Genomic DNA, 15649 nt, shown 5'->3' on the forward strand with positions numbered 1-15649 from the left:
CCTCACTCGAACAGGGAGAGGGTGAGGGTGGAGGTGTAGGTGCCGGGCTCGACCTCGGCGGGGACCTGGAGCGTCAGGTTCGCGCTGGCCTCCCACGATCCGATCGCCTCCTCGCTGGTGAGCGCCATGGCGAGCAGTTCGCGGCCCTGGAGGCCCACGTTGTTCGGGTCTTCCTCCGTCTCCAGGGCAGGGGCGACGTCGGGGCCGACCGCGACGGCGCCGGACCCGTCGTCGACCAGGGTGGGCGACCAGCCCAGGTTCTCCGCCCCGATCGGCTCCTGGCCCGCGTCGCCGGTGAAGCTCGACGCCGTGCCCTCGACCCACCAGAACGCGCCGTCGGGGATCTCGTCCGCCGACCGCGTGTCGGTGACGGTGACCGTCGGCAGCGCGCCGGTGAACTGTCGGATCGTCGCCGTCGAGCCGTCCTCGACGAGGGTCGCGGTCGTCCCGTCGACCGACATCGCGAGCACGCCCTCCTCGATGTCGTCGATCGTGACGTTCACATCCACATCGGAGCCGGAGCCGACCTGGTCCTGCGCGAACGCCGCACCCGCGACGCCCGCGAGCATGGCGCCGCCGGCCGCGGCCACCGAGACCCGTTTGACCATTCCACGATTCATGAGTGAGTCCTCTTCTCAGTCCGTCCGGGGGCGACCGTCGCCCTCCGGACCGGACGACGCGCGTCGTCCGGGGTGCCCCGCCGGCCCAGCGTCCGGCGCGGTGCGGGCGGCGGGCGCCGGCCGCCGCCCCGGGTGCCTCAGCCGCAGTCCGACGCGGGGAAGGCGGCTTCCCGCTCTGCGGTCGCGCCGTCCGCGTCCGTCGCGGTCACGCTCACGGTGCCCGCGGCGGTCTGCGCCGCGCGGGTGGTGAACGCGGACGACGACGCGCCTCCGGCGGCCAGTGCGGTGACCGTCTTGTCGCCGTAGGGGGTCGACACGACGAGCGAGACGGGCCCGTCGTGGTCGTTGCGGACCGAGACCGTCAGCACGGCCCTGCCCGCGACGCAGCGAGACTCCGCCGTCACCGTGATCTGCGGTCCCGAGGGGGGCACGGGCTGCGGCGAGACGCCGGTGAGCGTCGGGACGACGGGCTGGAAGAGGCCGTCCTCGCCGATCTCGAGCGCGTCGACGGTGGTCTCGCGGTGGGTCCCGTCGCCGCCCGAGAGGGCGAAGCGGTGGTAGGCGATGTACCAGTCGTCCGTGCCGGGCACGTTGATGATCGAACTGTGGCCCGTGCCCTTGATGCCGAGGGACGTGTCCTTCTGGAGGATGACCCCGCGGTAGGTCCAGGGCCCGTCGATGCTCGTCGCCGTCGCGTAGCCGACGCGGTAGTCCTCGGAGCCGGTGTCGTCGATGGAGTACGTCAGGTGGTACAGGCCCTCGCGGTAGTTGAGGAAGAGACCCTCGCGGAAGTCGGTGAGGCCGGAGATCCGCTCGTAGGTGCCGGCCTTGATCGACACCATGTCGTCGTTCAGCTCCGCGATGACCGGGCCGTTGGCGGCGCTGCCGTTGCCCCAGGCGAGGTAGTACCTCCCCGACACGGGGTCGTGGAAGGCCGCGGGGTCGATCGCCTGACCGGAGGTGACGGCCTCGTCGTTGAGGATCATCGCCTCCGGTTGGGCGGTGAACGGGCCCTCGGGGCCGTCGGCGACCGCGACGCCGATGGTCTTGCGGTTCAGCGCGGTGTTGTGGCCGCTGAAGTAGAAGTAGTACTTCCCGTCGCGCTCGATGATCGTCGGCGCCCACGCGTTGCCGCTCGCCCAGGGGACGTCGCCGTTCGCGCCGTCCAGGGTGAGGACGGGCTCCTCGGAGCGCGTCCAGTCGACGAGGTCCTTCGAGGACCAGACGTAGAAGTCCTTGCCGCCCCAGCCGGGGTACCCGTCGGTGGTCGCGTAGAGGTAGTAGGTGTCGCCGAACACGGCGATGTTGGGGTCGGCGTAGAGGCCGGGCAGCACGGGGGTGTTCACGATCTGGGCGGAGAACGTCCAGGTCGTGGTCGCCCCTGCGGCCGTGACCGCGTACTCGACGGGTGCGGACAGGTCCACGGTGGTGCCCGGGGCGGGTGATGCGGTGGCGCCCGTGGCGGTGGTGAAGGTCGGGGCGAGCGCCGAGACGTCGGTGCCCTCGACGACGGGGAATACGACGGTGTGCGCCTCCGTGTCGACGAGGGGCCTCGTCGCGAGCGCGTCGGGGTCGGTGAGGGACACGTCGGTGACCGCGCCCGGCGCGCCCGCCATGTCGAGGACCTCGGCCGGGCTCAGGGCGCGGTCGTAGACCGCGAACGACCGGAACTTGCCCTTGAAGCGCCCGTCCTGTTCGTAGAGGGAGCGGCCGAGGTAGTTCGCCCAGGTCTCGCCGCCGGAGATGTCGCCGGGGTCGACGGTGACGCCGTCCTCCGCGGCGACGAGCACGCCGTCGAGGTAGAGGCGGGCCGTGTCGCCTTGGAGCGTGTAGGTGAGGTGGGCCCAGCGCCCGCGCGGGAGCGCCGAACCGGAGCCGGCCGTCTGCTCGGCGGTGTACGTGCTCGCGGTGATGCTGGTGCGGTAGGAGCCGTCGCCGGTGGTGAACAGGTAGCCGCGGCCGCTGCCGGCGGCGTCGGTGTTGCCGAGGCCCCAGATGAAGTAGTTGCCGGACTGGGCGGGGTCGACCCACACGTCGGCGTCGACGGAGATGTCGGTGAGCCCGGCCATGAGGTCGTCGGGCAGGTCCACGTGGTCGTCGGTGCCGTCGAAGACGAGCGCGCCGTCGGACCAGGCGGCGCCGTCGATCGTCGCGTCGCGGCCGTTCCCGGAGGCGTCGGTGAGGGTGGTGCCGGAGCCGTCGGTGAAGTCGTAGCGCACGACCTCGCCGTCCTCGTTGGAGGAGATCGGGGGGCGGCCCTCGTAGAGGCCCGCGAGTTCGTCGGCGGTCACGGGGATGACGGTGCCGTGGCGCGGGCTGGCGGGGAGGTCGTAGTCCTCCGCGACGGTCCAGCCGCCGGACGCGATGTCGTCGGTGGTCAGCGGGATGTAGCCGCGGCCGCCGTACTCGTCGACGAAGAGGTAGTGCCTGCCGCCGCCGTTGACGTCGCCGGGGTTGGCCTGGAAGACCGAGGGGCCTTCGACGGCGCTCGTGCCGGCGTCGCGGCCGATGCAGGAGTCGATCGCGGTCCACTCGTCGAGCGGGGCGCGCAGCGAGGTCGAGGACTCCTGGATGATGTCGGAGCAGCCGGTGGTCCCGGCGCCCTCGTCCTTGGTGAAGCGGTGGTAGACGCCGTCGTCCAGGATGACCGTGGAGTCGATGCGGGACATGCCGTCCTGCCAGATCCGCGGTTCGCTGAAGGTGACGAAGTCGCGGGTCGTCGCGTACATCATGCGGTTGTAAGTGCTCGCGGTGTGGGCCGGGTCGTCCTCTTCGTACAGTTTGGACGCCCAGAAGACGACGTAGGCGCCCAGGTCGGTGTCGTAGTACGCCTCCGGGGCCCAGGTGTTGCCGGCGGTCTCGGGCGAAACGAGCACGTGCCGCTGCGCCGACCAGTTCACGAGGTCGTGGGACTCCCACACCTCGAGGTACCGGCTGCCCTGGCGCTGGGAGGTGTCCCAGGAGGTGCCCGAGCCGATGGAGAGGTCGGTCGCGATGAGGTAGAACGTGTCGCCCTCGGGCGAGCGGATGATGAACGGGTCGCGCAGTCCCTGCTCGCCGTACTGCGAGGACAGGACGGGCAGGCCGCCGTTCAGCTCGTTCCAGGCGAGGGCGTTGTTGCCCTCGCTGGCGGCGAAGTGGACGTTCTCGCCCGCGACGGTGTTGCCGGTGAAGTAGGCGAAGGCGTAGCCCTCGTACTCGGCCTGCTCGCGGGCGGCGCGGACGGTGATCGGGAACTCGCGGGACAGGCCGCCGACGCTCGCGGTGAGGACGGCGTCCTGGTCGGCGGCACCGCGGGTGACCACGCCGGGGGCGGTGTCGCCGTCGGCCTCGGTCGACACGACGCCTTCGGGGGAGGCGGTCCAGGCGATGGCGCTGCCGGTGACGGCGCCGGTCTGGGGCAGGTCGATGTTGCCGCGGACGTCGTTCGCGTTCGGGATGGCGATGGCGTCGAGGTCGGCCTGGTAGTCGGCGTCGCTCGTGGCGGAGACGGTGGCGGTGAACTCGCGCGCGGCGGTCGCCGAGCCCTTGGCGGCCGTGGCGGTGAGGGTGACCTCGGCGGTGCCGCTCGCGGGCCGGGTGACGTGTCCGGTGTCGGAGATGACGTCCTCGTCGCCGCTGGCCCAGGTGATCCGGGAGCCGTTGGGGGCCGCGGTCGGGAGTGCGAGGTCGGCGGTGACGCCGGAGAGGTCGCCGAGGTCGATCGTGTCGAGGTCGCGTTGGACCTTCACGGCGTCGGACGGCTGGAGGTCCGCGACCTCGGCGGCTGACAGGGCCGTGTCGTAGATGCGGAAGTCGCGGACGCTGCCCGCGAGGTGCTTGTCGGCGGCGTAGTTCGAGCGTCCGATGTAGTTGGCGGTGGTGGTGCCGCCGCCGATCTGGCCGGGGGTGGTGGTGACGCCGGTGTTCTGCGCGACCTGGACGCCGTCGAGGTAGAGCGTGGCGGTGTCCGTCGCGTCGTCGAGCGTGTAGGTGATCGTCTTCCACACGCCGCGTGCGAGGTTCGCGCCGCTGGTGGTGTTCTGCTCGCCCGACCAGTTGCCGGTGGTGATGGCGGTGCGGTAGGCGTCGCCGGTCGAGAAGAGGTAGCCGGTGCCGGAGCTCGACGTGGCGGGGTTGCCGAGGCCGTAGACGAAGTAGGGCGTGCCCTGCTCGGCGCGGACGAGGACCTCGGTGCTCACGGTGATCGAGGTGAGGCCGGCGAGGAGGTCGTTCGGGAGCTTCACGTGGTCGTCGGCGCCGTCGAGGCGGATGCCCTCGCCGCCGGTGAGGGTCGCGCCGCCCGCGATGACGGCGTCGTGGCCGTGGCCGGAGCCGTCGGCGGCGATCGTGCCGGTCGTCTCGTCGAGGGCGTAGTGCGCGATGAGGTGATCGTCGGCCGCGGCCAGGGCCCAGTCGGCGCCGGTGACCGCGAGGCCGAGTGCCGTTGCGGCGGTGAGGGAGCGGAGCGTGAACCGGCTCGCGCGGGTTGAGGCGACCATGCGCTCTCCTTCGAGGGGAAGCGGCAACACCTTTGTTACCGGTATCAGAGTGTATCGGGGCGGGGGTGGGGGGACAAGGGTGCGGCCCGGCGGGGGCCGGGCCGCACGGGTCAGCCGCAGGCGGCGGCGGGGTAGGCGGCCTCGACGGCGGCGCCGTCCGCAGTGGCGGTGACCGTTCCGGCGGGGACGGCGGTCAGCCGCGTGGTGAACGCGACGGAGGAGGCCGCTCCGGGTTCGAGGCCGGTGACGGTCTTCGTTCCGAAGTCGGACGACAGCGTGATGTCCACAGCGGCGTCTCCGGTGTTGGTGGTCGTGACGGTCACGACCGCCTTGCCGGCGACGCATCGCACGGACGCGGCGGCCGTGAGCGGAGCGGTGACCGTGACCGTGGCCGTGACGGGGGCGCGGGAATCGTCCTGCGCGATGCCGGCGACGGTGAAGGTCCCCGGCTGCTCGTACTGCGCCGGGTCGATCGCGTCCCACGCGACCGCGACGTCCTCTACGGACCCGTCGGCCTTGGTGAGCCGCGCGCCGGGCAGGACCGGGGCCGTGCCCGCGGGGGTGGTGACGGCGATCGGATCGGCCGAGGCGACGGCGAGGTCCGGCGCGAAGGCCGCGAGCACGGCCTCGTACTCGGCTCGCGTCACGGGGACGACGGTGCCGTGGCGGGGCTTGCCGCCGTCGGCGTTCTCCGGCAGCTGCTCGCGCAGCTCGGCGCCGACCGGCTCCCACGCGTTCCCGTCGGCGATGTCGTCGGTGGCGAACGGGATGTAGTGGTCCGGGCCGCCGTGGTACGAGGGCTGGTCGATGAAGAGGTACCACTCGTAGCCGTTGACGTCGCCCTCGTTGGCGGGGAAGACGCTCGGGCCCTCGCCCTGCGTGAAGGCGCCGCCCGGCTCGCCGTTGGGGAGGCCGGTGGCGACCTGGTCCTTCACGAGGGTCCACTCGTCGGCGTGGCCGGTGGCGCCGGGCAGGGCGCCGGTCACGGTGGACAGGAGGTCGTCCGAGCGCTCTTGGCGGATCGTCATCGTGGCCTCGTCCTTGATGAACCGGTAGTACGTGTCGTCGACCTGCGCGATGGTCGCGTCGATGGTGCCGCGGCCGGTGCCGCGCTTGACGTCGACCCACGGCCGCGCCTCGGAGAACGTGGTGAAGTCGTCGGTCGTCGCGTACATCATGCGGTTGTAGGTGACCGCGGTGCGGTCCGCCGGGTCGGTCGTGTCGTACAGGTTCGAGGCCCAGTAGACGACGTAGGTGTCGAGCTCCTCGTCCCAGTACGCCTCGGGCGCCCAGGTGTTGCCCGCGTAGTCGCCGGAGACCTTGACGTGGCGCTGCTCGGACCAGTTGACGAGGTCGTTGGACTCCCACACCTCGATGTGGAGCGACCCGCTGCGCTGCGCGGTGTCGAAGCCGCCCGCCAGGCCGTCCACTTTGAGGTCGGTGGCGAGCATGTAGAAGCGGTCGCCTTCGGCGGAGCGGATGATGAACGGGTCGCGCAGTCCCTGAGTGCCCTGGGTCGAGGTGAACAGGGGCCGCCCGTCGTTGAGGGTGTTCCAGCTCAGGGCGTCGTTGCCGCGCGAGGCCGCGAGGCTCACCCGCTCGGCGCCGTCGCCCTCGCCGGTGAAGAACGCCCAGACGTACGCCTCCTCCTCGGCCCCGGCGGCGGGCATGGGCTGGAGGACCAGCTCGAAGTCGCGGGTGCGGACGGCGTCGCCGATGCGGGCCGTCGCGGTGGCGGTGACGGACACGGGGTCCCCGCCCGCGGCGGGGCGGTCGACGACGAGGGTCAGGGTGCCCTCGGCGGCGCCGTCGCGGAGGGTCGCGGGCGCCGTCGCGGGAACGGTCCACTCGATGGCCGCGCCGTTGGCGCCGCTCGCGGGCACGGTGAGGTTGGTGCGCACGTCGTCGGCGTTGGGGATCGCGATCGCGGCGAGGTCGGCGTCCGCCTTCTCGGTGTCGGTGAGGTCTTCGGGGACGGTCACGGTGTAGGCCCGGGTGCGGGAGTCGCCCGCGGCCGTGAAGGTCGCGGTCAGGGTGACGACGGCGTCGCCGGAGCCGGGGGACGGCCGGGTCACGGCCGCGGCGCCGCCGTCGATCGTGACCGCGTCGCCGTCGGAGGCCCAGGCGATGGTCGCGCCGTAGGCGGTCGTCGGCAGCGTGAAGTCCTCGGTCGCGGTGGGCTGCACCGAGACGGCGTCGACGGCGCGGTCGAGGGCGCCTTCGGCGTAGAGCGCCTGGGCCGCGGCGGCGTCGAGGGCCTCGCCGTAGACCGCGAAGTCGTCGAAGTCGCCGGCGAAGTAGGGGTCCTGGTAGGTGGAGCGGCCGAGGTAGGCGACGAGGTCCGCGCCGAAGTCGGCGACGTCGCGGGCGATGGCGTGCTCGGTGGTCTTGACGCCGTTGACGTAGAGGGTGAGCAGGCCGTTCGTGCCGTCGACGACCGTGGTGTAGAGCGCGGTCCCGGCGGGGGTCCGCGCACCGGCGGTCGGCGTTCCCGTCGCGCCCGCACCGGTCTCGGTGCCCCACGGGGCCGAGGCGTCCACGGTGTTCGTGACGACGGATTTGACGTGGCCGCTCGGGTTGGAGGGGTTGAGCAGCCAGTAGCCGCTGGAGTAGGACGCGCCCGGGGCGACGGGGGCGCCGATGAAGGCGGCCGCGACGTTGGCGGCCCCGGAGCGGTCGGCGACCCAGGCGGAGACGGTGAGGTCCTGGAGTCCGACGAGGTCCGCGGTGGGGATCTCGACGTACGCGGCGGTGCTCGCGGCCGAGCCGCCCGGCAGCGAGAGCACGCCGTTCGCGAACGTCGCGCCGGACTGGCGGAGCACGCCGTCGTTGCCGTTGCCGGACTCGTCGGTGATCGCGGTGCCGCCTGCGGGGGCCTGGTCGAAGGAGTAGTGGATCAGCGGGGCCGCGTCGGCGGCGTGCGCGGGGGCGGCCGTGACGGCCAGGCCCAGGGCCAGCGCGGCGGTGGCGCCGGCGGCGGCGAGACGGTTCTGCAAGGGGCTGCCTCTCGTCGTTGAGACGGGCGGGATCGTTCGGAGGGGTCCGCCCGCGCCTCGGAGAACCGGGTGGTCCGAGGCGCGGGCGGCGCGGCTACTCGCGCCGGCGGGCGAGGACCGCGCGCTGGAGGAGGACGAACACGAGGAGGATGCCGCCGGTGATGATCGTGGTCGCCTCGGGCGGGATGCCGCCGTCGCGGGTGATGAGGACGTTCATGAGCCCCAGGACGAGCGCGCCCACGACCGAGCCGAGGACGAAGCCGGCGCCGCCGGTGAGGAGGGTGCCGCCGATGACGGTCGCGGCGATGGCGTCGAGCTCCCAGCCGATGCCGGTGATGTTCTGGGCGCTGCCGAGGCGGGCGGTGTAGACGACCGCGGCCAGGCCCGCGAGGGTGCCGCTGATGATGTAGACCCACATCTTCGTCGCCGGGACGGGGAGGCCCATGAGGGCCGCGGACTGCTCGGAGCCGCCGATGGCGTAGACGGTGCGACCGGTGCGGGTGCGGTGGAGGACGAAGAACGCCGCCGCGACCACCACGGCCGCGATGATCACGCCGGGGGTGATGGCGACGTCGTTGACCTTCGGCCCGTCGTAGAGCTTGATCTGCGTGCCGAGCTCGCGCACGGGCGAGTCGTCGGCGAGGCGCTCGGGGACGGTGCTGAGGATCGAGGCGAGGCCGCGCCCGAGGAACATCATCGCGAGGGTGGCGATGAAGGGCTGCACGTGGAAGTACTGGATGAGCACGCCCGAGGCGGCGCCGAACGCGGTGCCGATGAGGACCATGAGGCCCATGGCGAGCCACGGGTCCCAGCCGGCGTTCATGAGCATGACGCCCGCGACGCTGCTGAAGGCGATGACCGCGCCGACCGAGAGGTCGATGCCGCCGGTGAGGATCACGAACGTCAGGCCCACGGCGAGGATGATGAGGTGGGCGTTGTTGATGAGCAGGTTGGACAGCGTGTTGAACTGCACGATCCGCCCGTACGCGGCCTCGCCGTAGACGATCATGCCGATGAAGATGGTGACGGCGGCCGCGGTGGGCAGGGTGTCCAGGTGGAGGGACAGTCGCTTGGCGAGGGCGCGGGCGCCCCTGGCCTCGCTGGGGGGTGCGGTGAGGGTGCTCATGCGGCCACGGCCTCTCGCTCGGCCGGGCGGGCGGTCGCCGCCCGGCGCTGACGGAACGCGCGCCGCACCCGCTCGGATTGGAGCAGGCAGAGCACGACGATGACGACGGCCTTGAAGGCCGGGGTCGCGGACGACGAGACGCCGAGGAAGACGACCGTCTTGTCGAGGGTGGCGATGAGGATCGCGCCGACGACGGCGCCGGTGATGTTGAACTTGCCGCCCGCGAGCGAGGTGCCGCCGATGACCACGGCGAGGATCGCGTCGAGTTCGAGCTGGTATCCGGTGCGCGAGACGTCCACGGTCATGACGCTCGCCGTGGCGAACACGCCCGCGAAGCCCGCGAGGACGCCGCCGAGGATGTAGACGGTGAACAGGAGCGCGCGGCGGTTGACGCCCGCCAGGCGGGCGGCCTTGGCGTCCATGCCGATCGCCTCGAGCATGAGGCCGAGGGCGCTGCGGCGCACCAGGAATCCCATGGCGAGCGCCAGGAGCAGGGCGAGCAGGAAGACGACGGGGAGGCCGAGGACGTAGCCGTTCGCGATCCACCGGAAGGACTCGTTGGTGGCGGCGGTGTTCTGGCCGCCCGTGATGACCTTGGCGAGGCCGCGGCCGGCGAGCATGATGACCAGGGTGCTGATGAAGGGCTGGAGTCCCACGACCGAGACGAGCACGCCGTTGACCGCGCCCAGGGCGGCGCTCACGGCGATGACGAGGCCGATCGCGGCCAGTCCCGAGCCGACGGTGTCGGGGGCGCCGCTGAGGAACTCCATCGAGACGGCCCCGGCCACGACCATGACGGAGCCGACCGAGAGGTCGATGCCGCCGGTGGCGACGACGAGGCACATGCCGACGGCGATCAGGATGATCGGGGCCGCGGCGCGCAGGATGTCGATGACGTTGCCGACGAGGTTGCCGGACGACCCGATCGAGAAGGCGAGGTAGCCGGGGTCCTTGATCAGGTTGACCAGGAGCAGCAGCGCGATGGCCACGATGCCCCAGAAGTACTGGCGCCGGACGAGGCCCTTGAGCGCCTCGGCCGGGCGGTGCGCGTTCGCGCTCATGCGGTGGCCTCCTCGCGGACCGCGGTGTCCGCGCTCGGGTCGCCGAGGCCGTCCTCGGCGATGATGGTGACGATGGATTCGGCGGACACGTCTCGGCCGCCTTCGAGTTCGGCGATCTTCCGGTGGTCCTTGAGGACGATGATGCGGTCGCTCTGGCGAACGACCTCCTCGATCTCGGAGGAGATGAAGAGGACCGAGAGGCCCTCGTCGGCCAGGTCGGAGACGTACTCCTGGATCTCGGCCTTCGCTCCGACGTCGATGCCGCGGGTGGGCTCGTCGAGGATGAGGACGTCGGGCTCGGTCGCGAGCCAGCGGCCGAGGAGGACCTTCTGCTGGTTGCCGCCGGAGAGCAGGCGGATGGGCCGCTCGGGGTCGGCGGGGCGGACGCCGAGGGCCGCGATGTACTTCGCGACGATGGCGTCCTGCTCGCGGCGCGGCAGCGGCCGCGCCCAGCCGCGGCGGGCCTGGACCGCGAGGATGAGGTTCTCGCGGACGCTGAGGTCGCGGACGATGCCCTCGTCCCTGCGGTTCTCGCTGGAGAAGGCGATGCGCCGGGCGAGCGCCTTCGCGGGCGTCGTGATCTCGGTCTTCTCGCCGCCCAGGGTCACCTCGCCGGTGTCGGGCCGGTCGGCGCCGTACACGAGGCGCGCGAGTTCGGTGCGGCCCGAGCCGAGGAGGCCCGCGAGGCCGACGACCTCGCCGCGGTGGAGTTCGATGTCGAGCTCCTCGATCGCGCCCTTGCGGCTGAGGCCCTTGGCGGCGTACAGCGGCGCGTCGTCGGTGCGCACGCGGCGGGACGCCTTCGCGTCGAGGGACTTCAGGGCCGCGATGTCCTTGCCGATCATCTTCGAGATGAGGTCGGCCCGGTCGAGTTCGCTGGTGCGGTACTCGCCTTCGAAGCGGCCGTTGCGCAGCACCGTGAGGCGGTCGCTGATCGCGTAGACCTGGTCGAGGAAGTGCGATACGAACAGGATGGCCACGCCCTGGTCGCGCAGGCCGCGGATGACGGTGAACAGCTGCTCGACCTCGTTGGCGTCGAGGCTCGAGGTCGGCTCGTCGAGGATGAGGACCTTGCACCGGGCCACCATGGAGCGGCTGATGGCGACGAGCTGCTGGAGCGCCAGCGGCAGCGCCGAGAGCGAGTGCTTCGGGTTGAGGTGGCCGAGGCCGAGCTTCGCGAGCGTCTCGCGGGCCGCCCGGTGGGTCGCCCTCCAGTTGATGCCCGCGGCGCCCCTGACCTCGTGGCCGAGCATGACGTTCTCGCCGATGGTGAGGTTGGGGCAGAGGTTGACCTCCTGGTAGACGGTCGAGACGCCCGCGTTCTGCGCGTCGGCCGTCCCGCCGAGGCGCCGCGGCTCGCCCGCGATCCGGATCTCTCCCTCGTCGATCTTGTAGACGCCGGTGAGCGCCTTGATGAGCGTCGACTTCCCGGCCCCGTTCTCCCCCATGAGCGTGTGCACCTCGCCGGGGAAGAGTCGGAGCCCGACCTCGTCGAGGGCCTTCACGCCCGGGAAGGCGATCGAGATGCCGACCATCTCGACGATCGGAAGCGATTCTGGCATCGGGTGCTCCACATCCTGTCGCCGCAGCCGCGCCGCGGGGGTGGTCTGGGGCGCGGGGTCCGGGAGGGACCCCGCGCCGGGGACTGCCGTTCCTGGGGCTAGAACTTGCGGTCGGGCAGTGCGGTCTCGGCCGCCTCGGGCGAGTCGAAGGTCGCGCTGGGGACGACGATGCTGGACTCGACGTCACCGCCGTCGAGGACCTTCTCCACGACCTCGAGGGCGGTCTCGCCGAAGAGCGGGTTGTACTCGGCGACGAAGCTCAGCTCGCCGGCCGCGAGGGATTCGAGGGCGTTCTTGGTGCCGTCGATCGTGGCGATCTTGACGTCGACGCCGGGGGTGAGGCCGGCCTCCTGGACGGCCTGGACGGCGCCGAGGCCCATCTCGTCGTTCTGGGCGAAGATGAACTGCACGTCGTTGTCGTTGGACTTCAGGACGGTCTCGACGACGCCCTTGGCCTCTTCGGTGGACCAGTTCGCGGTCTGCGCGCCGACCTTGACCAGGCCGGGCTGGCCGCTGGCCACGGCGTCGAAGCCCTCGTTGCGCTCGTTCACGACCGAGACGCCGGCGGGGCCTTCGAGGACGAAGTAGTTGGCCCCGTCGGGGAAGGCCGAGACGGCCCAGTCGGCGACGGCCGTGGAGACCTCGATGTTGTCGGGGGCGATGCGGGTGACGTAGAGGTCGGTGTCGTCGGGCTCGATGCCGCGGTCGAGGAGGATCACGGGGATCTCGGCCTCCTGCGCGCGCTTGAGCGAGTCCTCCCAGCCGGTGGCCTCGGTGGCCGAGAGCAGGATGACGTCCACGCCCTCGTCGACGAACGACGTGAAGGCGTCGATCTGCGACTTCTGGTCGAGGTTGGTGGCGGGGGCGTACTTGAGCTCGTAGCCGGCCTCCTCGGTGAACGTGTCCTGGATGTTGGTCTCGTTCGCTTCTCGCCAGGCGCCTTCGGGACCGACGGCGACGAAGCCGATGGTCGTCAGGTCGTCGCCGCCCGAGTCGCCGCCGCAGGCGGTGAGGCCGAGCGCGAGGGCGCCGACGGTCGCCGCGCCGAGTGCTTTGGCGATGCGCTGCCGTGCAGACATGGTTCTCCTCCTTGAGATGCCGGACGCAGGGGTGTCCGGCGGCCCGGACCGCGGGGGTCCGCTGCCGATCGCAGCGACGCAGGGGCTGCGTCGCGAGATTTATGTTACCGGGAACAAAACTGCGGAGGCAAGACCCGTGTCACAATCGTGATCCGCTCAGTCGTCGGCGTCGTTCAGGTCCGCCGCGATCATCTCCACGATCGTGTCGACCGTGACGCCGGGGCCGTTGCTGAGCTCGCCGATCTTCTCGCGGTCCTTGAGCACCACGATCCGGTCGCTCAGGCGCACGACCTCCTCGAGCTGCGAGGAGATGAACACGACCGCGACGCCCTCCCCCGCCAGCCGCGCCACGCGCCGCTGGATGTCGAGCTTGGCGCCGATGTCGATCCCGCGCGTCGGCTCGTCGAGGATGAGCACGTGCGGCCGCGTCGCCAGGAGGCGCGCGAGCAGGATCTTCTGCTGCGTGCCGCCCGACAGCTCCTCCACGGGCCGGTCGATGTCCCCGGGGGCCAGGTGGAGCGCCTCGAGGTACGTCTCGATGAGCGCGCCCTGCTCGCCGCGGGACAGCGGGCGCGACCACCCGCGCATCGCCTGGAGCGCGAGCACGATGTTCTCCCGCGCCGTCAGGCCGCGGATCACCCCCTCCTCGCGGAGGTTCTCGGTCGACAGGGCGATGCGGCGGTGCAGCGCCGCCCCGGGGCTCCGCAGCTGCACGCGGCTGCCGTCCACCCAGATCTCGCCGCTGTCGGCCCGCTCCGCGCCGCCCATGAGGCGGGCGAGCTCGGTCCGGCCCGAACCGTGCAGCCCGGCGAAGCCCACGACCTCCCCGCGCGACAGCTCGATGTCGGTGGGGTCCATGGTGCCGCGCCGACCGAGCGCCGAGGCCCGCAGCGTCGGGTCGCCCGACGCGGCGTAGTGGTGCGCCAGCCGCTCCGAGCGCAGCGCCTTGAGCGCCTCGATGTCCTCGCCGATCATCTTCGAGATGAGGTCGGCGCGGTCGAGCTCGCCGGAGCGGAACTCCCCGATGAACCGGCCGCCCCGCAGCACCGTCATCCTGTCGGCCACGTCGAAGACCTGCTCCAGGAAGTGCGAGACGAACAGGATCGCCACACCGCGGTCGCGCAGGCCCCGCACGACGCGCAGCAGCGTGTTCACCTCGGCCGCGTCGAGACTCGAGGTCGGCTCGTCGAGGATGAGCACCCGCGGCTCCACCACGAGCGCCCGCGCCACCGCCACCAGCTGCTTCACCGCCGGCGGCAGCGCCGACAAGGGGCTGCGGGGGTCGAGGTCGCCGAGCCCGAGGCGCGCGAGCACCTCCGCCGCGCGCGTGCGGTTCGCCTTCCAGTCGATGCCCAGCGGACCGCGCACCTCGTTGCCGATCATCACGTTCTCGGCCACGGTGAGGTGCGGGCTCAGGTGCGTCTCCTGGAAGACCGTCGCGATGCCCTCGGCGCGGCTGCGCGCCACACCGGTGGGCATCCGCTCCTCGCCCTCGATGCGCACCTCCCCCGAGAGGATCGGGAACGTGCCCGTCAGCGCCCCGATGAGCGTCGACTTCCCGGCGCCGTTCTCGCCCATGAGGGCGTGCACCTCGCCCGCGCGCAGCGTGAGGTCCACGCCGTCGAGCACGCGCACGCCGGAGAACTCGACCGTGATGCCCCGCATCTCCACGACGGGCCGCCCCGCGCTCATCGCCCCGCCTCCCGGGGCGCGGCCGTCGAGGACCGCACCAGGAGCTCCGCGGCGATCCTCGTCACCCTCGGTATCTCGCGCTCCTCGATGGCGGCGTGCAGGAGGTCGACGACGGCGACGCCCAGCGCGCGGAAGTTCTGCCGCACCGTCGTCAGCGGCGGCAGCACGTGCGCCGACAGCGGCACGTCGTCGAAGCCCACGACGCTGAGGTCGCCGGGCACCGAGAAGCCGCGCTCGTGCAGGCCGTGGACGAATCCGACCGCCATGTCGTCGTTGGCGACGAACACCGCCGTGTAGTCGGGCAGGTCCCGGATGCCCTTGGCGAAGTCGTAGGCGAAGTCGGCGGTCCAGTCCCCCACGACGATCGGGCGCTCCCGCACGCCCCACGACTTGGCGCGGGCGTGGAACGCGCGCTCGCGGGCGCGCGCGTCGAGCCAGTCGAGCGGCCCGGCCAGGTGGAGGATGTCGCGGTGCCCCAGGGAGACGAGGTGGTCGACGGCGAGCGCCGTCCCGCCCTGCTGGTCGACCGAGACGGTGAGGAAGGCCGGGTCCTTGTCGGGCTTGACGACCAGCACGGGGATGCTGATCGAGATCTTGCGCAGGGCCGCGATCGACGACGAGCGCGGGGCGACGACGCAGAGCGCGTCGATGCCCTGCGTGGTGAGGTTGTCGACGGCCTCCTGCGGGGAGATCTCGTCGTCGTTGAGGGCGATCGAGCTGACGGCGTAGCCGGCGGCGCGCGCGGTGAACTCCAGCGCGCGCAGCGTGCTCGTGGGGCCGAACTCGACGGCGCTCTCGACGAGGACGCCGATGCGCTGGTTCTTCTGCGTCGCGAGGGCGCGGGCGGCCATGTTCGGTCGGTAGTCGAGCTCCTCGATGACCTCCAGGACGCGGCGCCGGGTCGTGTCCTTGATGTGGGGGTAGTTGTTGAGGACCCGCGACACGGTCATGTGGGAGACCCCGGCGAGCCGCGCGACCTGCCGGATGTTCGGCTTGTCAGCACTCGTGTTCGCCACGCGCGTCCTCCATCGG

Annotated in this window: 9 protein-coding genes; all 9 read right to left on the minus strand. The window is 71.9% G+C overall.

The genetic code is table 11. The features are described 5' to 3' along the window. Positions 1–2 precede the first annotated feature (2 nt). The 9 genes from LO763_RS05870 to LO763_RS05915 all read right to left on the minus strand — a co-directional run bounded on the left by LO763_RS05870 (position 3) and on the right by LO763_RS05915 (position 15633). Positions 3–620 (minus strand): hypothetical protein, encoded by a 618-nt coding sequence (locus LO763_RS05870; RefSeq protein WP_230601036.1) that lies wholly within the window; start codon positions 618–620, stop codon positions 3–5. Positions 621–757: 137 nt separating this feature from the next. Continuing rightward, on the minus strand, positions 758–5101 hold the full coding sequence (locus LO763_RS05875; RefSeq protein ID WP_230601037.1) for a family 43 glycosylhydrolase: 4344 nt from the start codon (positions 5099–5101) through the stop codon (positions 758–760). A gap of 110 nt (positions 5102–5211) precedes the next feature. Next, positions 5212–8097: an immunoglobulin-like domain-containing protein gene (locus tag LO763_RS29355; protein WP_304608791.1), complete on the minus strand. Its 2886-nt coding sequence runs from the start codon at positions 8095–8097 to the stop codon at positions 5212–5214. A 94-nt stretch (positions 8098–8191) separates the two neighbouring features. Continuing rightward, positions 8192–9223, minus strand: a complete 1032-nt coding sequence (locus tag LO763_RS05890; protein ID WP_230601038.1) for an ABC transporter permease subunit — start codon at positions 9221–9223, stop codon at positions 8192–8194. Continuing rightward, entirely contained in the window at positions 9220–10284 is a 1065-nt protein-coding gene (locus LO763_RS05895) for an ABC transporter permease (protein WP_230601039.1), read from the minus strand. The genes LO763_RS05890 and LO763_RS05895 overlap by 4 nt, the downstream gene beginning before the upstream one ends. Beyond that, entirely contained in the window at positions 10281–11846 is a 1566-nt protein-coding gene (locus LO763_RS05900) for a sugar ABC transporter ATP-binding protein (protein ID WP_230601040.1), read from the minus strand. The genes LO763_RS05895 and LO763_RS05900 overlap by 4 nt, the downstream gene beginning before the upstream one ends. Before the next feature lie 98 nt (positions 11847–11944). Next, entirely contained in the window at positions 11945–12925 is a 981-nt protein-coding gene (locus LO763_RS05905) for an ABC transporter substrate-binding protein (protein WP_230601041.1), read from the minus strand. Between the two features lie 156 nt (positions 12926–13081). Next, the gene (locus tag LO763_RS05910; protein ID WP_230601042.1) at positions 13082–14617 is read right to left on the minus strand and encodes a sugar ABC transporter ATP-binding protein; all 1536 of its coding nucleotides are present in this window, start codon (positions 14615–14617) and stop codon (positions 13082–13084) included. Then, positions 14614–15633 (minus strand): LacI family DNA-binding transcriptional regulator, encoded by a 1020-nt coding sequence (locus tag LO763_RS05915; protein WP_230601043.1) that lies wholly within the window; start codon positions 15631–15633, stop codon positions 14614–14616. Before LO763_RS05915 ends, LO763_RS05910 begins: the two co-directional genes overlap by 4 nt. Between the last annotated feature and the right edge of the window lie 16 nt (positions 15634–15649).

The sequence above is a fragment of the Glycomyces amatae genome (genome assembly GCF_020991375.1).
Taxonomy (GTDB): Bacteria; Actinomycetota; Actinomycetes; order Mycobacteriales; family Micromonosporaceae; genus Glycomyces; species Glycomyces amatae.